This is a genomic window from Pseudomonas cistanchae (genome assembly GCF_054483635.1).
The window spans coordinates 192,810-214,339 of the sequence record NZ_JBTLWN010000004.1; the positions used below are offsets into that span (position 1 = coordinate 192,810).

Below are 21,530 nucleotides of genomic sequence, written 5' to 3' on the forward strand. Positions count from 1 at the left end.
GGTGAACCGGCAAGCAGTGCGGCTAGTTTGATCGTAGCCGCCTGAGCCTGACAACCCTGGAGTGTCTGGTTTGATCGTCTTCCGTTATTTGTCTCGCGAGGTAATGCTCACCCTGAGCGCGGTCAGCGCCGTGCTGTTGGTGATCATCATGAGTGGCCGTTTCATCAAGTACCTGGCGCAGGCGGCCCAGGGCCTGCTCGACCCAGGCGTACTGTTCTTGATCATGGCGTTTCGCCTGCCGGGGTTTCTCCAGCTGATTCTGCCGCTGGGCTTGTTTCTCGGCATCTTGCTTGCCTACGGTCGCCTCTATCTCGACAGCGAAATGACGGTGCTTTCGGCCACGGGCATGAGCCAACAGCGCCTGTTCGGTTACAGCATGGCACCGGCGCTGCTGGTGATGCTGCTTGTCGCGTGGCTGAGCATGGGCCTCGCCCCGCAAGGGCTGGAGCGAGTCACCCAGGTGTTCAACGAGCAGGACGCGCTGACCGAATTCGACACCCTGGTGCCTGGGCGCTTTCAATCGATGCGCGACGGTTCGCGGGTGACTTATACCCAGGAGCTGGCGGACGACCGCAGCGAGCTGAGCGGCATCTTCATTTCAGAGAAGCGTCTGTCCGAGAAAGACAAGGAAGAGCGCGGCATCACCGTACTGGTCGCCGAATCCGGTCGGCAGGAAATCCAGCCCGATGGCAGTCGCTACCTGATTCTGCAGAACGGCTATCGCTATGACGGCAACCCAGGGCAGGCCGACTACCGGGCGATTCAGTACGACACCTATGGCGTTCTGCTGCCCAAGCCTTCGGTCAGTGGCGATGTCAGTGAGCGCGAGGCTATCCCGACCCGTGAGCTGATCGGCAGCGAGGACCTGCGCCTGCAATCGGAGTGGCAGTGGCGCCTGTCGTTGCCGCTGCTGGTGCTGGTGGTGACCTTGCTGGCGGTACCACTTTCGCGGGTCAATCCACGCCAGGGCCGATTCCTCAAGCTGTTGCCGGCAATCCTTCTCTATATGGCGTATCTGGCGCTGTTGATTGCCGCCCGCGGCGCGATGGAGAAAGGCAGCATTCCACCGGCTCTGGGCTTGTGGTGGGTGCACGGGATATTCATCGTGATCGGGCTGGTGCTGCTTTATTGGGAAACGCTGCGCCTGAAGCTCGCCAGCCGTCGTTACGCCAAGGAGGTCGCCCGTGGTTAAGCTGGATCGATACATCGGTGGGCAGATAGTCACCGCCATTCTGGCCGTGCTTGGCATCATTGTCGGCCTGGCGCTGCTATTCGCCTTTATCGACGAGCTGGGCGACGTCGAGGGCAGTTACAGCCTGCTGGACGCGGCCTGGTATGTGTTGCTTACCGTGCCGCGGCGCTTGTACGAGATGCTGCCGATGGCCGCACTGGTGGGCTGCCTGATCGGTCTGGGCGGCCTGGCAAGCAGCAGCGAGCTGACAGTGATGCGCGCAGCGGGCGTGTCCGTAGGCCGAATCGTCTGGGCGGTAATGAAGCCGATGCTGGTGCTGATGCTGGCCGGCATTCTGATCGGCGAATACCTGGCACCGTTCAGCGAAAACAAGGCGCAGGCAAACCGGGCCATGGCCCAGGGCGGCGGTGAAGCACAAAGCTCCAAGCGCGGCCTCTGGCACCGGCAAGGCGAAGAATTCGTGCACATCAACGCAGTGCAGCCCAATGGCGTGCTGTTTGGTGTGACCCGCTATCGGTTCGATGAGCAGCGCCGCCTGCTGTCGTCAAGTTTCGCCCGGCGTGCTGAATACCAGGGCGACCACTGGCAGCTGGAAGGCGTGGCGACCACCCAGTTTGGCGAGGGCAGTACCGAGGTGGTCAAGGCCGCCAGCGAGCGTTGGGATGTGCAGTTGAATCCGGAATTGCTCGGCACCGTTGTGCTGGAGCCCGATGCATTATCGATGTCCGGGCTCTGGCGTTACACCCATTACCTGGCCGAGCAGGGGCTGAACAACGGTCGCTACTGGCTGGCATTCTGGACCAAGGTGCTCCAGCCGCTGGTCACGGCTGCGCTGGTGTTAATGGCAATTTCCTTCATCTTCGGCCCTTTGCGTTCGGTCACGCTTGGCCAGCGGGTATTCACCGGCGTTCTGGTGGGCTTTGCGTTCAAGATCACTCAGGACTTGCTGGGGCCGTCGAGCCTCGTATTTGGTTTTTCGCCGCTGCTCGCCGTGCTGATCCCAGCGGGAATCTGCGCCCTGGCGGGTTGCTGGTTGCTGCGCAGGGCCGGTTGAGCGCAAATCCTGGGTAATAAAAAGCCGGCTTCGCCTTGTAGGTGAAGCCGGCTTTTTTCTGCTCGTTATTTCTTGTGAATGTTCTTCGGCAATTGCACGGTCCGACTCTCGGAGTAGATGTCGTGCCAGCTGCGCTTCTCCTTGTCCCATAGCACCCACAGAAAGCCGAGCCCAACGATAAGCCATGAGCCGATCGCGACCAGAAAGCGCAGGGCGGCCTGCCACAGGCTGATGGCCGTGCCATCGGCGTTTTGAATACGGATGCCCCACACCTGCATGCCGAGCGTCTGGCCGCTGTGCGTCCAGAACTTGGCAAAGAAGGCGAACAGGCTGAGAAACAGCACCGTGGACAACACGGGATCGCCATCCAGCGCGCCGGAGTCGGACAGCTGGCGAAGCTGTTGCTCGCCGTAAAACCCCATTAGCACGAGCTTGTAGGCGAAGGTCACGACTATCAGCAGGGCGACGCACAGCAGAAAGTCATAAAACATGGCCGCCAGACGGCGAATCAGGCCGGCAGTGGGAAAGTCTCCCTGGGGGCGCAGTAAGTGTTTTGGCATGATGGGCTCACGGCTTTAAAAAAGCGGGCGCGCAGCTTGGAACATCCGCAGGCATAAAAAAACCCCCAATGTCACCATCGGGGGTTCTTCGCAATAACAGGCTTATTCCTGAACTTGAACCTGATCGGCTTGCATGCCTTTCTGGCCCTGCACCGCTATGAAGCTGACCTTTTGCCCTTCTTTAAGGCTTTTGAAGCCGCTGCCTTCGATCGCGCGGAAATGCACGAAGAGGTCGGGACCGCTTTCGGGGGTGATAAAACCAAAACCTTTCTCATCGTTGAACCACTTGACGGTACCGCTCTGACGATTCGACATGTCTGTATTTCCCTGAAACTTGAGTTGATGACAGCCTCCACGGGAGAGGCTGAGACACTGGTTGCAAGGCGTTATACGAAGTCGAGCGGGATGTAGCGGATCTTGACGATCTACTGCACCAGGTCACGATTTACGGCGACCCATGCAAACACAGTTGCGAAAACTCTACGCCAACTCAAAGGCAAATGCCAACCCCCGGAAAGCCTGCGTTTCAAGCCATTACGGCAGGTTTTTTGGATGGTTGACGATAGGGTATGGCGCACGTGGGCGGAGCAGATTTTTGCCGCGATCGGCGTCGCCAAAAATGCCCAATTCGAGCCCGCAGAATGGGTCGTGAAATCGAGAAGTCGCAGGTCGATTCAGGTGGTCGAGAGCGTCAGAAGAGGTGCGTATTCACTTTTCTATCGCCCACAAAAAAGGCCTTGATGATCAAGGCCTTTCTTTGAATCTATGGTGCCCCGGGGGAGACTCGAACTCCCACTTCTTTCGAAAACGGATTTTGAATCCGCCGCGTCTACCGGTTCCGCCACCGGGGCACAATGGCGGCGCAGTATAGGGATGCCTTTGGGGCAGGTCAATGCACTTGCGTGGTCAGCATGCATGTTTTCCGGTAAGCTTTGCCGCCCTGCAAGACGACCCCTTCCGCTATGCGCGTTGCCGACTTTCATTTCGAGCTGCCTGACGCCCTTATCGCTCGCCATCCGCTTGCCGAACGCCGTGCCAGCCGTTTGCTGGTGCTCGATGGCGCCAGCGGTGAACTTGCCCATCGCCAATTCGGCGACCTGCTGGAATACCTTCGCCCGGGCGATCTGATGGTGTTCAACGACACCCGGGTGATCCCGGCGCGTTTGTTTGGCCAGAAAGCTTCTGGTGGCAAGCTTGAAGTGCTGGTCGAGCGCGTGCTCGATAGCCATCGGGTGCTGGTGCATGTGCGCTCGAGCAAGTCGCCCAAGCCCGGTTCGAGCATTCTCATCGACGGCGGTGGCGAAGCCGAGATGGTGGCGCGCCACGGGGCGCTGTTCGAGTTGCGCTTTGCCGAGGAGGTATTGCCGCTGCTCGACCGCGTCGGCCATATGCCTTTGCCTCCTTATATAGATCGGGCAGATGATGCCGCGGATCGCGAGCGTTATCAGACGGTGTATGCCGCACGCGCCGGTGCCGTAGCGGCGCCGACTGCCGGCCTGCATTTCGATCAGGCATTGTTGGCCGCGATTGCCGCGAAGGGCGTTGAAAGCGCCTTCGTCACCTTGCATGTCGGTGCGGGCACCTTCCAGCCGGTGCGGGTCGAGCGAATCGAAGACCACCACATGCACAGCGAGTGGCTGGAGGTCAGCCAGGATGTGGTCGATGCCGTGGCCGCTTGCCGTGCGCGTGGCGGTAGGGTGATTGCCGTCGGCACCACCAGTGTGCGTTCTCTGGAAAGCGCCGCGCGCGATGGCGTGCTCAAGGCGTTTAGTGGTGACACCGATATCTTTATCTACCCCGGCCGACCGCTGCATGTGGTCGATGCGCTGGTGACCAACTTCCATTTGCCGGAGTCGACTTTGTTGATGCTGGTGTCGGCGTTCGCCGGTTACCCGGAAACCATGGCGGCCTATCGGGCTGCGGTTGCCGAGGGTTATCGCTTCTTTAGTTACGGTGATGCCATGTTCATCACCCGCAATCCCGCACCGCGCGGGCCAGAGGTTTGAGTATGTCGCGCAGCTGTCGCATGTCCTTTGAATTGTTGGCGACCGATGGCAAGGCGCGCCGCGGCCGTCTGACCTTTCCACGTGGGGTGGTGGAAACCCCGGCGTTCATGCCGGTGGGGACTTATGGCACGGTCAAAGGCATGCTGCCGCGCGACATCGAGGCGATCGGCGCGCAGATGATTCTGGGCAATACCTTCCATCTTTGGTTGCGCCCAGGCACCGAGGTGATCAAACGTCACGGCGACCTGCACGACTTTATGCAGTGGCAGGGTCCGATTCTCACCGACTCCGGTGGTTTCCAGGTGTTCAGCCTTGGCGCCATGCGCAAGATCAAGGAGGAGGGCGTGTACTTCGCCTCGCCAGTCGATGGCGCGAAGGTCTTCATGGGGCCGGAAGAGTCGATGCAGGTTCAGCGCGACCTCGGCTCTGACGTAGTGATGATTTTTGACGAGTGCACGCCGTATCCGGCGGAGTTCGATGTGGCCAAGCGCTCCATGGAATTGTCGCTGCGCTGGGCCAAGCGTTCCAAGGAAGCCCATGGCGACAGCAGCGCTGCGTTGTTTGGCATCGTCCAGGGCGGTATGCATGAAGAGCTGCGCATGCGCTCGCTGGAAGGTCTGAACGAACTGGATTTCGACGGGTTGGCGATTGGCGGCCTGTCTGTTGGCGAGCCGAAAGACGAGATGATTCGCGTGCTCGATTACCTGCCGGCGCAACTGCCGGCGGACAAGCCGCGTTATCTGATGGGTGTGGGTAAGCCGGAGGATCTGGTCGAGGGCGTACGCCGCGGCGTCGATATGTTCGATTGCGTGATGCCAACGCGCAATGCGCGAAATGGCCACCTGTTCGTGGACACGGGCGTGCTGAAAATTCGCAACGCATTCCATAAACAGGATGATGCTCCGCTGGATTCGACCTGCGATTGTTACACCTGTAAACACTTCTCCCGCGCCTACCTGCACCACCTGGATAAATGCGGCGAGATGCTCGGCAGCATGCTCAATACAATCCACAACTTACGTCACTATCAGCGCCTGATGGCTGGTTTGCGCGAGGCTATTCAACAGGGTACATTGGCCGCCTTTGTCGATACCTTCTATGCCAAGCGCGGGCTTCCGGTGCCGCCGCTCAACTGATTGATCTACGTTTTAACGACCTTTGAACAGGAGTGTTACATGAGCTTTTTGATTCCCGCTGCGTACGCTGATGCAGCTGCCCCGGCCGCTGGCCCCGCAGGTACCGGCTTTGAGTGGGTATTTCTGGTTGGCTTTCTGGTCATCTTCTATCTGATGATCTGGCGCCCCCAGGCCAAGCGCGCCAAAGAACACAAGAACTTGATCGGCAACCTGCAGAAGGGCGACGAGGTGGTAACCAGCGGCGGTATCGCTGGCAAGGTCGCTAAGGTCAGCGATGATTTCGTGGTCATCGAAGTCTCCGACACGGTCGAGCTGAAAATCCAGAAGGTTGCCATCGCCGCCACGCTGCCTAAAGGCACGCTGAAAGCGATCTAAGTTCCACTCTTCACCATTCGACGGGGCGCTTAATGCGCCCCGCGTCATAACGGGCGGCGTCATGCTCAACAAATTCCCCCTCTGGAAGTACCTGCTGATCCTGGCTGTGCTGGCGATCGGCTTTATTTATTCTGCGCCCAATCTGTACCCGGACGACCCGGCGATCCAGATCAGTGGCAACAGCACGGCCATGCAGGTCGAGCAGGCTGACCTCGATCGCGCCAGTCGTGCGTTGCAGGAAGCCGGCATTGCGGTAAAGGGGTCGAGCGTAGCCGCCCAAGGCCGCGCTGGATTGCTGCGCCTGACCAACCAGGCTGATCAGTTACCGGCCAAAGACGTTGTGCGCAAAGCGCTCGGCGAAGACTTCGTGGTGGCCTTGAACCTCGCGCAAACCACGCCGCAGTGGCTGCGCAACCTCGGCGCCGGTCCGATGAAGCTGGGTCTGGATTTGTCCGGCGGCGTGCACTTCCTGCTGGAAGTGGATATGGACAAAGCGCTGGATGCTCGGCGCAAGGTTTACGAAGGCGAGGTCAAGAGCCTGCTGCGCAAGGAGCGGGTGCGCTATCGCAGCCTGCCTGAGGTCGATGGGGCGATCCAGCTGGGGTTCACCGACGAAGAAACCCTGGAGAAGGCCCGTCGCCTTATCAGCAAGGACTTCACTGACTTTGAGCTGAGCGCTGCCGAGCGCAGTGGCTTGCAAGTGCTGCGCCTCGCTCTGACCCAGGCGAAGCTCGCGGAGATTCGCGAATACTCCATCAAGCAAAACCTGACTACGGTACGTAACCGGGTCAATGAATTGGGTGTGGCCGAACCGCTGGTGCAGCGCCAGGGCGCCAACCGCATCGTTGTTGAGCTGCCGGGCGTTCAGGACACCGCCGAAGCCAAGCGGATTCTCGGCAAAACGGCCAACTTGGAGTTCCGTCTGGCGGCAGCGCCGGACGCATCTCGCGCCAGCAGCGAAGCCTTTGAGTTCCGTGAGGAGGGTCGACCTCCTGCGCAACTGGAGCGCGAGCTGATCATTACCGGTGACCAGGTTACCGACGCCCAGGCCAGCTTCGATGAAAACGGCAGCCCGCAGGTCAACATCCGTCTGGATGGCCATGGCGGCGAGCTGATGAACCGGGCGACGCGCAGCAACGTTGGGCGCAGCATGGCGGTGATCTTTATCGAGCAGAAGCCGACCGTGCGCTACATGCGTCAGGTCGTTGACGGCGTCGAGAAAGAGGTCGCGGTACAGAGTTTCGTCGAAGAGAAAAAGATCATCAGCCTAGCGACCATCCAGTCGCCGCTGGGTAGCCAGTTCCGCATCACCGGCCTTGATGGTCCGGGCGAGTCGACCGAGCTGGCGTTGCTGCTGAGGGCCGGTGGCCTGGCAGCGCCGATGTACTTCGCCGAGGAACGCACCATCGGCCCAAGCCTGGGTGCCGACAATATCGCCAAAGGTATCGATGCGTCGCTATGGGGCATGCTGTTCGTGTCCCTGTTCATCATTGCCATCTATCGCGTATTTGGCGTTCTGGCGACCATCGCGCTGGGCTTCAACATGGTCCTGCTGCTGGCGTTGATGTCGCTACTCAGCGCCACGCTGACGCTGCCGGGTATTGCCGGTATCGTTCTGACGATGGGTATGGCGGTGGACGCCAACGTGCTGATCTTCTCGCGGATACGCGAGGAAATCGCCAACGGTATGTCGGTACAGCGTGCCATTCATGAGGGTTTCGACCGTGCCTACTCGGCCATCGTCGACTCCAACCTCACCACGTTGCTCGTCGGCGGGATTCTGTTTGCCATGGGCACCGGCCCGGTCAAAGGCTTCGCAGTGACCCTGTCGCTGGGCATTCTGACGTCGATGTTCACTGCCATTCTGGTGACGCGCGCCATGGTCAACTTGAGCTTCGGCGGGCGTGACCTGAAGAAGTTGTGGATATAAGGACTCAGATGATGCGTACGATTAACTTTATGGGCACGCGCAACATTGCGTTCGCCATCACCGTATTACTGACTGTTATCGCGCTGGGTAGCCTGGCAACCAAGGGTCTGAACTTCGGTTTGGATTTCACGGGCGGTACCCAGATCGAACTGGGGTACGAGCAGCCTGCGGATCTGGGCAAGATTCGCCAGCGCCTGGCCGAAGCTAATTATGGCGACGCGGTCGTGCAAAGCTTTGGTGCTACCACCGATGTGGTGGTGCGCATGCAGGGCGATGATCCTGACCTGGGCAACAAGGTTGCGGCTGTGCTGCAGCAGTCAGGCGACAAGTTGCAGGTGAAGAAGGTCGAGTTCGTGGGGCCGCAGGTAGGGGAAGAGCTGCGCGATCAGGGCGGCCTCGGCATGCTGCTGGCGCTTGGCGGCATCATGCTCTATCTGGCCTTCCGCTTTCAGTGGAAGTTCTCCATGGGCGCCTTCGTTTCCCTGGTGCATGACGTGATCATGACCCTGGGTGTGCTGTCGTTTTTCCAGATCACTTTCGACCTGACCGTACTGGCTGCATTGCTGGCCATCATTGGTTATTCGCTGAACGACACCATCGTGGTGTTCGACCGCGTTCGGGAAAACTTCCGCGTGCTGCGCAAGACCAGCCTGATCGACAATATCAACATCTCGACGACCCAAACTCTCCTGCGGACCATGGCGACCTCGATTTCGACGCTGCTGGCCATTGGCGCACTGTTGATCTTCGCTGGGGATAATCTGTTTGGGTTCTCCATCGCGCTGTTTGTCGGCGTATTGGTCGGTACCTATTCATCGATCTATATCGCAAACGTTGTGCTGGTCTGGCTCAACCTGAACGTGGATGACCTGATTCCGCCCGTCGTCGCCGAAGAAGTGGATGATCGTCCATAACTCGTTAGGTAGATAAGCTGAACTTTCCGAATGGATTTATGGTCCTAGGCACAGGGAAAGCTAATTCAGGAGGTTGTTATGAACAAGTCGATGATTGTGGGTGCCGTGCTCGGTGCGGTAGCAGTTACGGCGGGTGGCGCTGTTGCAACGTATAGCCTGGTTGGCGGCCCTGAGTATGCTGAAGTACTCGCGGTGAAGCCGGTTAACGAAACCATCAAAACTCCGCGCGAAGTTTGCCAGGACGTAACCGTTACCCGGCAGCGTCCGGTCAAGGACCAGCATCAGATTGCGGGTACGGCCATCGGTGCGGTAGTGGGTGGTTTGCTTGGTAATCAGGTCGGTGGCGGCAACGGCAAGAAGCTGGCCACTGTCGCGGGTGCGGTTGGCGGCGGCTACGCTGGCAACAAAGTGCAGGAGAATATGCAGTCCCGTGATACGTACACAACGACCGAAACGCGTTGCAATACTGTGACTGACACCAGTGAAAAGCTGGTCGGTTACGACGTGAAATACGAGCTGGATGGCAAGGTTGGCCAGGTTCGTATGGAGAGCGATCCAGGCAGTCAGATTCCCGTGAAAGACGGCAAGCTGGTTCTGGCTAAGTCGGCAGACTGATTAAATCGCGTAAAAAAAAGCGCCCCGAGGGGCGCTTTTTTTTATGGGTTCGAATCAGCGTTTCAATGACCCTGACAGGTGTGGTTGTATAGCTGTTAGGACGGCCTTGAAGCACTTGGTGTTGCCCGCGACGATTTGGCCCTTCTCGAGAAACTCGTGGCCACCGCTGAAATCGCTGATCAGTCCGCCCGCTTCCTGGATCAGCAGAGCGCCAGCCGCCATGTCCCATTCGGACAGGCCAAACTCCCAGAACGCATCGTAGCGCCCGGCAGCGACGTAGGCGAGATCCAGGCTGGCGGCGCCAGCGCGGCGGATGCCTGCGGTCTGGCCGACCAGATTGCGGAACATGCCCAGGTAGCTTTCCAGGTTATCCATCTGGCTGTCACGGAAAGGAAAGCCGGTACCCAGCAAAGCGCCATCCAGGCTTTTTCGGGTGCTGACGCGCAGGCGGCGCCCATTTAGCGCCGCACCGCGACCGCGACTGGCAGTGAATTCTTCCTGACGTACCGGGTCGATGACCACGGCGTGCTCTAGACGACCACGGTATTTGCACGCAAGGCTGACTGCGAAATGGGGAACGCCGCGAACAAAGTTGGTCGTGCCGTCCAGCGGGTCGATGATCCACAGGTAGTCGGCGCCTTCGCCGCTCCCTTCGATCAAGCCACCTTCCTCGCCGAGAAAGCCGTGGTTGGGGTACGCCTTGCGCAGTGCCTGAATGATCAACTGCTCGGCCGAGCGGTCGATTTCGGTCACATAATCTTTGGCATCTTTCTCGTCGACCGAGATGACGTCCAAGCGTTCGATCGAGCGGAAGATCATTTCACCGGCGCTACGGGCTGCGCGCAGCGCGATATTCAGCATAGGCTGCATGGATGTTTCACCTGGGTCGTTAAAGAAAGCCGGCCATGTTAGCAGAAAACCCTTCCTGATGAAGTGCCGTCTGTGTCCTGCATGGCATTACTGAGGGGGGGGCTGTAAGATTTGCTCCCCCTCCGGTGTCTGTGTGAGTGTCTGCGTTGCTGGAAAATATTCGCGTCGTTTTAGTCAATACCAGTCATCCCGGCAATATCGGTGGCGCTGCGCGTGCCATGAAGAATATGGGTTTGTCGCGGCTGGTACTGGTTGACCCACTGGATTTCCCGAGTGCCGATGCAGTTGCGCGGGCCTCAGGTGCGACGGACATTCTAGACAGCGCCGAGGTTGTCGCCACACTTGAGCAGGCGCTGGTCGGCTGCACGCTGGTACTTGGCACCAGTGCGCGTGATCGGCGGATTCCGTGGCCATTGCTTGATCCGCGCGAGTGTGGTGTTACCTCCTGCGAGCAGGCCATGCAGGGCGCCGAGGTTGCGCTGGTGTTTGGTCGCGAATATGCGGGTCTGACGAACGAGGAACTGCAGCGTTGTCATTTCCATGTGCATATTCCGTCCAATCCCGAATTCAGCTCGCTTAATCTGGCTGCGGCGGTTCAAGTGCTCGCGTACGAGGTGCGAATGGCCTGGCTGGCAGCGCAGGATCAGCCCACCAAGACGCTCAAGCTGGAGACGACGGCGATTCACAGCTCTCAGCCCGTCACGGCAGACGAGCTTGAGTCGTTTTACGCACACCTTGAGCTTGCCTTGGTCGAGATCGGCTTTCTCGATCCCGCCAAGCCGCGGCACTTGATGAGCCGCTTGCGGCGCCTGTACGGGCGCAGTGCGGTCAGCAAACTGGAAATGAATATCTTGCGCGGGATTTTGACTGAAACCGTCAAGGCTGCGCGCGGTGAGCACCATAAGCAGGGGAAGTCAGATGTTTGAGCGTATGCGAGAGGATATCCAGAGCGTCTTTCACCGTGACCCTGCTGCCCGCAATACGCTGGAGGTGGTGACCTGCTATCCCGGTCTGCACGCGGTGTGGCTGCATCGCATCGCTCACGGGCTCTGGTCTTCGGGCTGGAAGTGGCTCGCTCGTTTGGTGTCGAATTTCGGCCGCTGGATGACCGGAATTGAGATCCATCCTGGAGCAAAAATCGGGCGGCGATTCTTCATCGACCACGGCATGGGTATCGTTATCGGTGAGACTGCTGAGATCGGCAATGATGTCACCCTTTATCAGGGCGTAACGCTTGGCGGTACCAGTTGGGATAAAGGCAAGCGCCATCCGACTCTGGAGGACGGCGTCGTGGTGGGGGCTGGCGCCAAGGTGTTAGGGCCGTTCACCGTCGGCGCAGGGGCCAAGATTGGCTCGAACGCCGTGGTCACCAAGGCGGTGCCCGCAGGCGCGACAGCGGTTGGTATCCCCGGGCGAATCATTGTCAAGATTGATGACGAGCAGGAGGCAAAGCGTCAAGCGATCGCAGAGAAGCTTGGTTTCGACGCCTACGGCGTCAGTCAGGATATGCCCGACCCTGTCGCCCGCGCCATTGGTCAGTTGCTTGACCATCTGCACGCAGTGGACGGGCGCCTGGAAGGCATGTGTGGCGCCCTGAAGGCGTTGGGCAGCGACTATTGCGCGAAAGACCTGCCGCAACTGCGTAACGAGGATTTCGCGGGTGTGGTCAAAGAGGTGGACAGCAAGCCCGCTGGCTGATGCGTGCTTGCCGGCAGTTTGCTATGCTGCGCGCCTTTCAAAGCCGCCAATCCCGAGTAAAACGATAGGTCTAATAGTTGACTTAATTACTCGGGAATAGGATACTCGCGTCAAATTGTGCTCCCGTGGTAATCCTCGATGCGACTGACAACCAAAGGCCGTTACGCCGTCACCGCCATGCTCGACCTGGCGTTGCATGCGCAGCATGGGCCGGTGTCTCTTGCCGATATTTCCGAGCGGCAAGGCATCTCTCTTTCCTACCTCGAGCAACTGTTCGCCAAGCTTCGTCGCGGTAATCTGGTGTCCAGTGTGCGCGGTCCGGGAGGTGGCTATCAGCTGTCGCGGGCCATGCAGGGCATCCAGGTGGCCGAGGTGATCGACGCGGTCAATGAGTCGGTTGATGCCACGCGTTGTCAGGGCCAGGGTGATTGCCACTCGGGCGATACCTGTCTTACGCACCATCTGTGGTGCGACCTCAGTCATCAGATTCATGAATTTCTAAGCGGCATCAGCCTGGCCGATTTGGTGACTCGACGCGAAGTGCAGGAAATCGCACATTCTCAGGATCAGCGTCGTCACAACGGCAGGACGCCCCAGCTAGACAAAATTGCAGCGTCCACCATCGATTGATATAGGGCGCCGGCCTCCATGGCCACACCTGATAGGAGAGAACCAATGAAGTTGCCGATTTACCTGGATTACTCCGCTACCACGCCGCTTGATCCGCGTGTGGCGCAGAAGATGAGCGAGTGCCTGCTGGTTGACGGCAATTTTGGTAACCCTGCATCGCGCTCCCATGTGTTCGGTTGGAAAGCCGAGGAAGCGGTAGAGAACGGGCGTCGCCAGGTTGCCGAGTTGGTCAATGCCGATCCTCGCGAGATCGTCTGGACCTCTGGGGCCACCGAGTCGAACAACCTGGCGATCAAAGGCATCGCGCATTTCTACAGTAGCAAGGGCAAGCACATCATCACCTCGAAGATCGAGCACAAGGCGGTGCTGGACACCACCCGCCAGTTGGAGCGCGAAGGGTTCGAAGTGACCTACATCGAGCCCGGCGAAGACGGTCTGGTCACCCCAGCGATGGTTGAGGCAGCATTGCGCGAAGACACGATTCTCGTGTCGATCATGCACGTGAACAATGAAATCGGCACCATCAATGACATCGCTGCCATTGGTGAGCTCACCCGCTCGCGCGGCGTGTTTTTTCATGTCGATGCTGCGCAGTCCACGGGCAAGGTGGCCATCGACCTGGAATCGCTCAAGGTCGACTTGATGTCGTTCTCGGCGCACAAAACCTACGGTCCGAAAGGCGTCGGTGCGTTATTCGTGCGCCGTAAGCCGCGTGTTCGCCTGGAAGCCCAGACCCATGGCGGTGGCCATGAGCGCGGCATGCGCTCCGGCACCCTGGCAACTCACCAGATCGTTGGCATGGGCGAGGCGTTCCGCATCGCCAAAGAGGAAATGGCTCAGGAGAACCTGCGCATCCAGGCTTTGCGTGATCGCTTCTTCAAACAGGTGGACGGTCTCGAAGAGTTGTATGTGAACGGCAGCATGAGTGCACGCGTGCCGCACAACCTCAATCTGAGTTTCAACTATGTCGAGGGCGAGTCGCTGATCATGGCGCTCAAGGATCTGGCGGTGTCCTCGGGCTCGGCCTGTACCTCGGCCTCGCTTGAGCCGTCCTATGTGTTGCGGGCTCTGGGCCGCAACGACGAGTTGGCCCATAGCTCGATCCGTTTCACCTTCGGTCGCTTCACCACCGAGGATGATGTTGATTACGCCGCGCAGAAAGTGCGCGAGGCGGTCACCAAGCTGCGCGAATTGTCGCCGCTCTGGGACATGTACAAAGACGGCGTCGACATCTCCAAGATTGAGTGGGCGGCGCACTAAGTAGTCGCCGAAGAGCGATTCTCTGATGAGGAAGGAATACCAGCATGGCTTACAGTGAAAAGGTTATTGACCATTACGAAAACCCGCGCAACGTCGGCAAGATGGACGCGGAAGATCCCGATGTCGGCACCGGCATGGTCGGTGCGCCGGCGTGCGGCGACGTGATGCGCTTGCAGATCAAGGTCAACGAGCTGGGCGTGATCGAAGACGCCAAGTTCAAGACCTACGGCTGCGGCTCCGCGATTGCTTCCAGCTCCCTCGCTACCGAGTGGATGAAGGGCAAGACACTGGACGAAGCGGAAACCATCAAGAATACCCAGCTGGCTGAAGAGCTGGCATTGCCGCCGGTTAAAATCCACTGTTCGGTACTCGCTGAAGACGCCATCAAGGCGGCCGTTCGCGACTACAAGCAGAAGAAAGGTCTGATTTAAGGAGGTCTCGATGGCTATCAGCATGACCGAAGCTGCCGCTCAACATGTTCGTCGTTCCCTCGACGGGCGCGGCAAGGGCGAGGGCATTCGCCTGGGCGTACGCACCACCGGATGCTCTGGCTTGGCCTACGTGCTGGAGTTCGTCGATGAGACCGCCAGCGAGGACCAGGTGTTCGAAAGCCATGGCGTCAAGGTGATCATCGATCCCAAAAGCCTGGTTTACCTAGACGGTACGGAGCTGGACTTCGTCAAGGAAGGGTTGAACGAAGGCTTCAAGTTCAACAACCCCAACGTGCGTGGCGAATGTGGCTGCGGCGAGAGCTTCAATATCTGAGGCGCGTTGTGGGCAGTCCTTGTCATTTTGCTTTGTTCGAGTTGCAGCCGAGCTTCCGCCTGGATCTCGAGCAGTTGGCCGTGCGCTATCGCGAACTGGCGCGCAACGTCCATCCGGACCGCTTTGCCGATGCCAGTGAGCGCGAACAGCGCATTGCGCTTGAACAGTCCGCCAGTCTCAATGAGGCGTATCGCACGCTGAAGAATGCTCCGCAGCGCGCCCGTTACCTGCTGGCCTTGCGTGGCCCGGAGCTACCGCTGGAAGTCACGGTGCAAGACCCGGATTTTCTGATGCAGCAGATGCAGCTGCGCGAAGAGCTGGAAGACTTGCAGGACAGCGCTGACGTGGCCGGGGTGGCGGTGTTCAAACGTCGCTTGAAAACCGCTCAGGACGAGCTGAATGAACGCTTTGCCGTTTGTTGGGATGACGCAGCGCGACGCGAAGAGGCCGAGCGCCTGATGCGCCGCATGCAGTTTCTCGACAAGCTCTCTCACGAGGTTCGCCAGTTGGAAGAGCGCCTCGACGATTAACGCTGGCACTCCCCGTGGCGTGCCAGATATCCAGATAAGCATTGATTAATCATGGCCCTACTGCAGATCGCTGAGCCCGGACAAAGCCCACAGCCACACCAGCGTCGGTTGGCGGTCGGGATAGACCTGGGCACCACCAATTCGCTGGTCGCTGCAGTGCGCAGCGGGTTGTCCGAGCCGCTTGCGGATGACCTCGGTCGTGTCATCCTGCCGTCAGCAGTGCGTTATCACGCAGCGCACGTCGAAGTGGGCGATGACGCCAAGGTCGCCGCGTCGAGCGACCCGCTGAATACCGTACTCTCGGTCAAGCGCCTGATGGGGCGAGGCCTGGCGGACGTCAAGCAACTTGGCGAACAGCTGCCTTACCGGTTTGTCGGTGGCGAATCGCACATGCCGTTCATCGAGACGGTGCAGGGGCCGAAAAGTCCCGTCGAGGTTTCTGCCGAAATTCTCAAGGTCCTGCGTCAGCGCGCTGAGGCTGCGCTGGGTGGCGAGTTGGTAGGGGCGGTCATCACCGTGCCAGCCTACTTCGACGATTCGCAGCGCCAGGCCACCAAAGATGCCGCGCGCCTGGCCGGTTTGAACGTGTTGCGTCTGCTCAACGAGCCAACCGCTGCGGCCGTCGCTTATGGCTTGGATCAGCATGCCGAAGGACTGGTGGCCATTTACGACCTGGGCGGCGGTACTTTCGATATTTCCATCCTGCGCCTGACCGGCGGCGTGTTCGAGGTGCTTGCCACTGGCGGCGATAGCGCACTGGGCGGTGATGACTTCGATCATGCCATTGCTGGCTGGATCGTCCAGCAAGCCGGGGTTTCCGCCGACCTGGATCCGACGCAGCAACGGCTTTTGCTTGAGGCTGCCTGCGCGGCCAAAGAGGTGTTGAGTGCGAGTGCGCAAGCGTCGCTCAGTTACGGGAGCTGGCAAGGTCAACTCAGCCGCGAAAGCTTCGATGAGCTGGTTGAACCCATGGTCGCCCGCAGCCTCAAGGCATGCCGTCGGGCTGTTCGCGATGCTGGTATCGAACTGGAAGACATCCAGGCGGTAGTCATGGTTGGCGGCTCGACCCGTGTGCCGCGGGTGCGCCAAGCTGTCGCCGAGCTGTTCGGGCGTGAACCGCTGACCGATATCGACCCCGATCAGGTCGTCGCGATCGGCGCGGCGATCCAGGCCGACGCCTTGGCCGGCAACAAGCGCGGCGAAGGCGAAGAGTTATTGCTGCTGGATGTGATCCCGCTATCGCTCGGCCTGGAAACCATGGGCGGGCTGATGGAGAAGGTGATCCCGCGAAACACCACCATTCCGGTCGCGCGTGCCCAGGATTTCACCACCTACAAGGATGGTCAGACGGCCATGCTGGTGCATGTTCTTCAGGGCGAGCGTGAGCTGATCAGCGATTGCCGCTCCCTGGCGCGCTTCGAATTACGCGGCATCCCGCCGATGGTTGCAGGCTCGGCCAAAATCCGCGTGACCTTTCAAGTCGATGCCGATGGGCTGCTCAGCGTGGCGGCTCGTGAGCTTGTATCGGGTGTGGAAGCAAGCATTCAGGTCAAGCCATCCTATGGCCTTACCGATGGGGAAATTGCCCGGATGTTGCAGGATTCGTTTCAGAACGCCGGCGATGACAAAGAAGCCCGAGTGCTGCGCGAGCAGCAGGTGGACGCGCAGCGTCTGCTGGAAGCGGTCGAAGCCGCCTTGCTGGCCGATGGCGAGCGCCTACTGGATGGCGACGAGCGTTTGGCGATTGATGCCCAGATGCAGCAATTGCGCGAGCTGATGGCGGGGAACGACGGGCAGTCCATCGAGCAGGCGACCAAGCGCCTGACCCAGGTGACCGATGCGTTCGCGGCGCGTCGTCTGGATGCCACGGTCAAGGCCGCGCTGGCAGGTCGCCGTCTTAACGAGATCGAGGAATAAACATGCCGCAAATCATTTTTTTGCCCCATGCCGTGTTCTGCCCGGATGGGCTGGTCGTGGACGTCGAGCCTGGCGTCTCCGTTCTTGAGGTTGCGCATGACAACCATATCGAGATGGAAAGCGCCTGCGGCGGTGTCTGCGCCTGCACCACCTGCCACTGCATCGTGCGCGAAGGCTTCGAATCGCTGAATGAGGCCGACGAGTTGGAAGAGGATCTGTTGGACAAAGCCTGGGGCCTGGAAGCGCAATCGCGTCTGGCCTGCCAGGCGATTGTCGGGAATACGGACCTGACGGTCGAGATTCCCAAGTACTCGCTCAACCACGCTGCCGAAGCGCCGCACTGATTCAGGGAGCTGTCATGAGTCTGAAATGGGCTGACGTTTTGGAAATTGCCATTCAACTGGCAGAGCAAAAACCCGAAGTCGATCCGCGCTTTGTTAATTTTGTCGACCTGCACCGCTGGGTCGTTGGGCTGGCGGATTTCTCCGATGACCCGCAACGCGGCGGTGAGAAAGTACTTGAGGCCATACAGGCCGCGTGGATCGAGGAAGCTGATTGATCCAGGCGCGTTCCGGCCCTGGCCTACGCATTTAATCAGAACCCGCGTATAATTCGCGGGTTTAATTTTTCGCTTTAATCCTATGTTTTCTGGAGTTTCACATGGCTGTTCAACGTACGTTTTCCATCATCAAACCAGACGCTGTCGCTAAAAATGTTGTTGGCGAAATCGTCACCCGCTTTGAAAAAGCCGGTCTGCGTGTCGTAGCGTCGAAAATGGTTCAGCTCTCCGAGCGCGAAGCGGCCGGTTTCTACGCCGAGCACAGCGAGCGCGGCTTCTTCAAGGATCTGGTTAGCTTCATGACTTCCGGTCCGGTAGTTGTTCAGGTTCTGGAAGGTGAAAACGCCATCGCCAAGAATCGCGAGCTGATGGGCGCTACCAATCCTAAAGAAGCTGCTGCCGGTACCATCCGCGCTGATTTCGCCGTATCCATCGACGAAAACGCTGTTCACGGCTCCGACTCGGAAGCTTCTGCTGCTCGCGAAATTGCTTACTTCTTCGCTTCCACCGAAGTCTGCGCTCGCATTCGCTAAGCGAATCGGGTGAGGGTGAAGCCATGACTGAAACTACCGGTAAAACCAATCTGCTGGGTCTGACCCAAGTAGAAATGGAGCAGTTCTTCGAGCGTATCGGGGAAAAACGTTTCCGCGCCGGTCAGGTGATGAAGTGGATTCACCACTTTGGCGTCGATGATTTCGATGCCATGAGCAATGTCAGCAAGGCCTTGCGCGAAAAGCTCAAGGCCTGTGCTGAAATCCGTGGCCCGGAAGTGGTCAGCGAAGATATCTCCACCGATGGCACGCGCAAGTGGGTGGTGCGAGTGGCGTCGGGCAGTTGTGTGGAAACCGTGTATATCCCCCAGGGCTCGCGCGGCACGCTTTGTGTCTCGTCGCAGGCCGGCTGTGCGCTGGATTGCAGTTTTTGCTCGACTGGCAAACAAGGTTTCAATAGCGATCTGAGTGCTGCCGAAGTGATCGGTCAGGTTTGGATCGCCAACAAGTCGTTCGGCAGCGTGCCAGCGAAGATCGACCGCGCCATCACCAATGTGGTGATGATGGGCATGGGCGAGCCGCTGTTGAACTTCGACAATGTCGTCGCCGCCATGAAAATCATGATGGACGACCTCGGTTATGGCATATCCAAGCGCAAGGTGACGTTGTCCACGTCCGGCGTGGTGCCGATGATCGACAAGCTCGGTGAAGTGATTGACGTGTCCCTGGCGCTGTCGCTGCACGCGCCCAATGATGAGTTGCGCAACCAACTGGTACCGATCAACAAGAAGTACCCGCTGGAAATGCTACTGGCAGCGTGCAAGCGTTATGTCTCGCGTCTTGGCGAAAAGCGCGTGCTTACAATCGAATACACCCTGCTCAAGGATGTAAACGATAAGACTGAGCACGCTGAGGAAATGATCGCACTTCTCAAAGATGTGCCTTGCAAGATCAACCTGATTCCGTTTAATCCCTTCCCCCACTCCGGCTACGAGCGTCCGAGCAACAATGCCATTCGCCGATTCCAGGACCTGCTGCACAAAGCCGGGCACAATGTCACCGTGCGCACTACGCGGGGCGAGGATATTGATGCGGCTTGTGGCCAGTTGGTCGGTCAGGTTATGGACCGTACCCGCCGTAGCGAGCGCTATATTGCTGTGCGTGAATTGAGTAGCGAGGCCGAGACGCCGAGTTCCGCCGCCAATCGAACTTAAGGGAGGATACCCATGACTCTGCGCCCAGCGCTTTTCCTGCTTATTGTCGTCAGTCTGTTAGCGGGCTGCGTATCAACTGGCGATGTTGATCCGATGAAAACCGATAAAGGCCGAGATGAGGCGCATGACGCTTACGTACAGTTGGGTATTGGTTACGTCCAGCAGGGTGCGACCGCACGGGCGAAGGTGCCGTTGAAGAAAGCCCTGGAGCTTGATCCGTCCAGCGCGGATGCTCATGCGGCATTGGCATTGGTATTCCAGATCGAGATGGAAGCGAAACTGGCCGATGAACACTTTCGCAAAGCCTTATCGCAGAAGAGCGACGACGCCAGGCTGTTGAATAACTACGGCAGCTTTCTCTACGAACAAAAGCGTTACCAGGAGGCACTCGAGCGCTTCCAGAAAGCTTCGCAGGATACCCTCTACCCCGAACGTTCGCGGGTGTTCGAGAACCTCGGGCTGACCTCGCTGGAGCTCAATCAGCCCGCGCAGGCAAAAGCCTATTTCGAACGGTCATTGCGCCTCGATAGTCGCCAGCCGATCGCGCTGCTGCAGATGGGCCTGCTGTCCTTCGCTGACAAGGACTACGTACCGGCCCGTCGCTATTACGAGAGCTACAGCGCCGTAGCTGCGCAGAATGCTCGCAGCCTGTTGCTGGGCGCTCGCTTGGCAAAAATTTTCGACGACCGCGACAAAGCCGCCAGCATCGGCTTGCAGTTGAAGCGTTTTTATCCCGGTACGCCGGAATATCAGCAATACCTTTCGGAGCAATGATGAAAGCGGCGCCCCCTGAAGTTGCCACAGCCCCTCGCGTCAATCCCGGTGAATCCCTGCGCAAGGCCCGAGAAAGCAAAGGCTGGACAGTTGCCGAAGTTGCAGGCCAGCTCAACCTGACCGTTCAGCGTTTGGGGCAGATCGAAGCCGGCGCGTTCGACAAATTGCCGGGGCACACCTTTGCCCGTGGTTATATCCGCACCTACGCCAAGTTGCTTGGTATGGACCAGAATCGCCTGGTCATGGAGTTCGACCAGCTGACCGGCAGCGACGCTGCGGGAAGCTCGGTGCACAGCCTTGGACGGATAGAAGAACCGGTTCGCTATTCGCAGGGCATCCTGCGGTTTGTCAGTTTCATTTTGCTGCTTGCCCTGGCTGGTATCGGTTTTTATTGGTGGCAGGGGCAGTCGAGCAATCAGGCGCAGCAGTCTGCGACCAGCATTGGCCACGTCGAAGTGGAGGGCGCCGATGGCGCGACCCAGATTCACGTGCTCGACGAACCCGAGGATCAGGCTGTCGCTGATGCCCAGGTGGGCACCGAGCTGAATTTGCCCAGCGTTTCTGCTGAGGTTGCCGCACAGCCGCAACCCGCTGCGCCTGCGCCTGGTGATGAATCCGCTCCGCTCGAGCCCGGGATTGTTCAAACGCCGGCGGGTGAGCCTGCGGCTACCGCCGAGTCAACGCCATCGACGCCGGAAGCAGCGGTAGATGCCGGCGAAACCGACGCGGCGGCCTCATCAGCTGATATGCCTGCAGAGCCAGCTGTAGCTGAGGCAGCGCCTGTACTCGCAGCAGGAGAAGGGCTGGTGGCCGTGCAGTTCACTGCGGACTGCTGGGTACAACTGCGCGATGCATCAAACAAGGTGGTTTTCAGTGGTCTCAAGCGTGAAGGCGAAAATCTGCGCCTGGTCGGCAAGGCGCCGCTGGAGCTGCGCCTTGGGTTCGCTCGCGGGGCCCAGGTCAGCTATAACGGCGAACCGGTGAACGTGGCGCCCTTTGTCACAGGCGAAACTGCGCGCATCAAGTTGGGTGGGCAATAA

Annotated in this window: 25 protein-coding genes and 1 tRNA gene; 22 read left to right on the top strand and 4 right to left on the bottom strand. The window is 59.2% G+C overall.

Annotated elements, in window-relative coordinates; all coding sequences use genetic code 11:
- Positions 1 to 70: 70 nt before the first annotated feature.
- Together lptF and lptG are read left to right on the top strand one after the other, a co-directional pair.
- Positions 71 to 1,192 carry an LPS export ABC transporter permease LptF gene (lptF, locus tag ACX0MV_RS13255; RefSeq protein WP_458982983.1) on the top strand — a complete coding sequence of 374 codons (1,122 nt, stop codon included), beginning with the start codon at positions 71 to 73 and terminating at the stop codon, positions 1,190 to 1,192.
- On the top strand, positions 1,185 to 2,246 hold the full coding sequence (gene lptG, locus ACX0MV_RS13260; RefSeq protein WP_458982984.1) for an LPS export ABC transporter permease LptG: 1,062 nt from the start codon (positions 1,185 to 1,187) through the stop codon (positions 2,244 to 2,246). The genes lptF and lptG overlap by 8 nt, the downstream gene beginning before the upstream one ends.
- Before the next feature lie 65 nt (positions 2,247 to 2,311).
- On the opposite strand, the gene ACX0MV_RS13265 is transcribed toward lptG, so the two are convergent.
- The 3 genes from ACX0MV_RS13265 to ACX0MV_RS13275 form a co-directional block, all read right to left on the bottom strand.
- The gene (locus ACX0MV_RS13265) at positions 2,312 to 2,806 is read right to left on the bottom strand and encodes an RDD family protein (RefSeq protein WP_458982985.1); all 495 of its coding nucleotides are present in this window, start codon (positions 2,804 to 2,806) and stop codon (positions 2,312 to 2,314) included.
- Positions 2,807 to 2,908: 102 nt separating this feature from the next.
- Entirely contained in the window at positions 2,909 to 3,121 is a 213-nt protein-coding gene (locus ACX0MV_RS13270) for a cold-shock protein (protein WP_458982986.1), read from the bottom strand.
- 451 nt (positions 3,122 to 3,572) lie between these two features.
- A tRNA-Leu gene (locus ACX0MV_RS13275) sits at positions 3,573 to 3,657 on the bottom strand.
- A 111-nt stretch (positions 3,658 to 3,768) separates the two neighbouring features.
- Between ACX0MV_RS13275 and queA the strand changes: the two genes are divergently transcribed.
- From queA to ACX0MV_RS13305, 6 genes are all read left to right on the top strand, one after another.
- A complete protein-coding gene (gene queA, locus ACX0MV_RS13280) occupies positions 3,769 to 4,812 on the top strand; it encodes a tRNA preQ1(34) S-adenosylmethionine ribosyltransferase-isomerase QueA (RefSeq protein ID WP_458982987.1) in 1,044 nt (347 codons plus the stop codon).
- A gap of 20 nt (positions 4,813 to 4,832) precedes the next feature.
- Positions 4,833 to 5,948 (top strand): tRNA guanosine(34) transglycosylase Tgt, encoded by a 1,116-nt coding sequence (gene tgt, locus ACX0MV_RS13285; protein WP_458982988.1) that lies wholly within the window; start codon positions 4,833 to 4,835, stop codon positions 5,946 to 5,948.
- A 39-nt stretch (positions 5,949 to 5,987) separates the two neighbouring features.
- Positions 5,988 to 6,323 carry a preprotein translocase subunit YajC gene (gene yajC, locus ACX0MV_RS13290; protein WP_458982989.1) on the top strand — a complete coding sequence of 112 codons (336 nt, stop codon included), beginning with the start codon at positions 5,988 to 5,990 and terminating at the stop codon, positions 6,321 to 6,323.
- A 61-nt stretch (positions 6,324 to 6,384) separates the two neighbouring features.
- Complete coding sequence (gene secD, locus ACX0MV_RS13295) at positions 6,385 to 8,253, top strand: protein translocase subunit SecD (RefSeq protein WP_458982990.1); 1,869 nt, start codon at positions 6,385 to 6,387, stop codon at positions 8,251 to 8,253.
- An 8-nt stretch (positions 8,254 to 8,261) separates the two neighbouring features.
- Positions 8,262 to 9,167 (top strand): protein translocase subunit SecF, encoded by a 906-nt coding sequence (gene secF / locus ACX0MV_RS13300; protein ID WP_458982991.1) that lies wholly within the window; start codon positions 8,262 to 8,264, stop codon positions 9,165 to 9,167.
- Positions 9,168 to 9,245: 78 nt separating this feature from the next.
- Positions 9,246 to 9,782, top strand: coding sequence for a glycine zipper 2TM domain-containing protein (locus ACX0MV_RS13305; protein WP_458982992.1), 537 nt, complete (start codon positions 9,246 to 9,248; stop codon positions 9,780 to 9,782).
- A 54-nt stretch (positions 9,783 to 9,836) separates the two neighbouring features.
- Here ACX0MV_RS13305 and suhB read toward each other — a convergent pair whose 3' ends face one another.
- Positions 9,837 to 10,652 carry a type III secretion system regulator SuhB gene (gene suhB / locus ACX0MV_RS13310; protein ID WP_458982993.1) on the bottom strand — a complete coding sequence of 272 codons (816 nt, stop codon included), beginning with the start codon at positions 10,650 to 10,652 and terminating at the stop codon, positions 9,837 to 9,839.
- 146 nt (positions 10,653 to 10,798) lie between these two features.
- On the opposite strand from suhB, the gene trmJ reads away from it, so the two are divergent.
- The 14 genes from trmJ (at position 10,799) to ACX0MV_RS13380 (ending at position 21,530) form a co-directional block, all read left to right on the top strand.
- Positions 10,799 to 11,578, top strand: coding sequence for a tRNA (cytosine(32)/uridine(32)-2'-O)-methyltransferase TrmJ (gene trmJ, locus ACX0MV_RS13315; protein WP_458983202.1), 780 nt, complete (start codon positions 10,799 to 10,801; stop codon positions 11,576 to 11,578).
- Positions 11,571 to 12,350: a serine O-acetyltransferase gene (gene cysE, locus ACX0MV_RS13320; protein ID WP_458982994.1), complete on the top strand. Its 780-nt coding sequence runs from the start codon at positions 11,571 to 11,573 to the stop codon at positions 12,348 to 12,350. The genes trmJ and cysE overlap by 8 nt, the downstream gene beginning before the upstream one ends.
- 138 nt (positions 12,351 to 12,488) lie before the next feature.
- Positions 12,489 to 12,980, top strand: coding sequence for a Fe-S cluster assembly transcriptional regulator IscR (iscR, locus tag ACX0MV_RS13325; RefSeq protein WP_458982995.1), 492 nt, complete (start codon positions 12,489 to 12,491; stop codon positions 12,978 to 12,980).
- A 45-nt stretch (positions 12,981 to 13,025) separates the two neighbouring features.
- Positions 13,026 to 14,240, top strand: a complete 1,215-nt coding sequence (locus ACX0MV_RS13330; RefSeq protein ID WP_458982996.1) for an IscS subfamily cysteine desulfurase — start codon at positions 13,026 to 13,028, stop codon at positions 14,238 to 14,240.
- Positions 14,241 to 14,284: 44 nt separating this feature from the next.
- Positions 14,285 to 14,671 (top strand): Fe-S cluster assembly scaffold IscU, encoded by a 387-nt coding sequence (iscU, locus tag ACX0MV_RS13335; protein WP_458982997.1) that lies wholly within the window; start codon positions 14,285 to 14,287, stop codon positions 14,669 to 14,671.
- A 10-nt stretch (positions 14,672 to 14,681) separates the two neighbouring features.
- Positions 14,682 to 15,005, top strand: coding sequence for an iron-sulfur cluster assembly protein IscA (iscA, locus tag ACX0MV_RS13340; protein ID WP_458982998.1), 324 nt, complete (start codon positions 14,682 to 14,684; stop codon positions 15,003 to 15,005).
- A gap of 8 nt (positions 15,006 to 15,013) precedes the next feature.
- Positions 15,014 to 15,535, top strand: coding sequence for a co-chaperone HscB (gene hscB, locus ACX0MV_RS13345; RefSeq protein WP_458982999.1), 522 nt, complete (start codon positions 15,014 to 15,016; stop codon positions 15,533 to 15,535).
- A gap of 51 nt (positions 15,536 to 15,586) precedes the next feature.
- On the top strand, positions 15,587 to 17,452 hold the full coding sequence (gene hscA / locus ACX0MV_RS13350) for a Fe-S protein assembly chaperone HscA (protein WP_458983000.1): 1,866 nt from the start codon (positions 15,587 to 15,589) through the stop codon (positions 17,450 to 17,452).
- A 2-nt stretch (positions 17,453 to 17,454) separates the two neighbouring features.
- Positions 17,455 to 17,796, top strand: a complete 342-nt coding sequence (gene fdx / locus ACX0MV_RS13355) for an ISC system 2Fe-2S type ferredoxin (RefSeq protein WP_458983001.1) — start codon at positions 17,455 to 17,457, stop codon at positions 17,794 to 17,796.
- Positions 17,797 to 17,810: 14 nt separating this feature from the next.
- Positions 17,811 to 18,011, top strand: coding sequence for a Fe-S cluster assembly protein IscX (gene iscX, locus ACX0MV_RS13360; protein ID WP_458983002.1), 201 nt, complete (start codon positions 17,811 to 17,813; stop codon positions 18,009 to 18,011).
- A 101-nt stretch (positions 18,012 to 18,112) separates the two neighbouring features.
- Entirely contained in the window at positions 18,113 to 18,544 is a 432-nt protein-coding gene (gene ndk, locus ACX0MV_RS13365; protein ID WP_458983003.1) for a nucleoside-diphosphate kinase, read from the top strand.
- Between the two features lie 23 nt (positions 18,545 to 18,567).
- Positions 18,568 to 19,716: a dual-specificity RNA methyltransferase RlmN gene (rlmN, locus tag ACX0MV_RS13370; RefSeq protein ID WP_458983004.1), complete on the top strand. Its 1,149-nt coding sequence runs from the start codon at positions 18,568 to 18,570 to the stop codon at positions 19,714 to 19,716.
- Positions 19,717 to 19,728: 12 nt separating this feature from the next.
- Positions 19,729 to 20,490: a type IV pilus biogenesis/stability protein PilW gene (pilW, locus tag ACX0MV_RS13375; RefSeq protein WP_458983005.1), complete on the top strand. Its 762-nt coding sequence runs from the start codon at positions 19,729 to 19,731 to the stop codon at positions 20,488 to 20,490.
- Positions 20,490 to 21,530: a RodZ domain-containing protein gene (locus tag ACX0MV_RS13380; protein ID WP_458983006.1), complete on the top strand. Its 1,041-nt coding sequence runs from the start codon at positions 20,490 to 20,492 to the stop codon at positions 21,528 to 21,530. Before pilW ends, ACX0MV_RS13380 begins: the two co-directional genes overlap by 1 nt.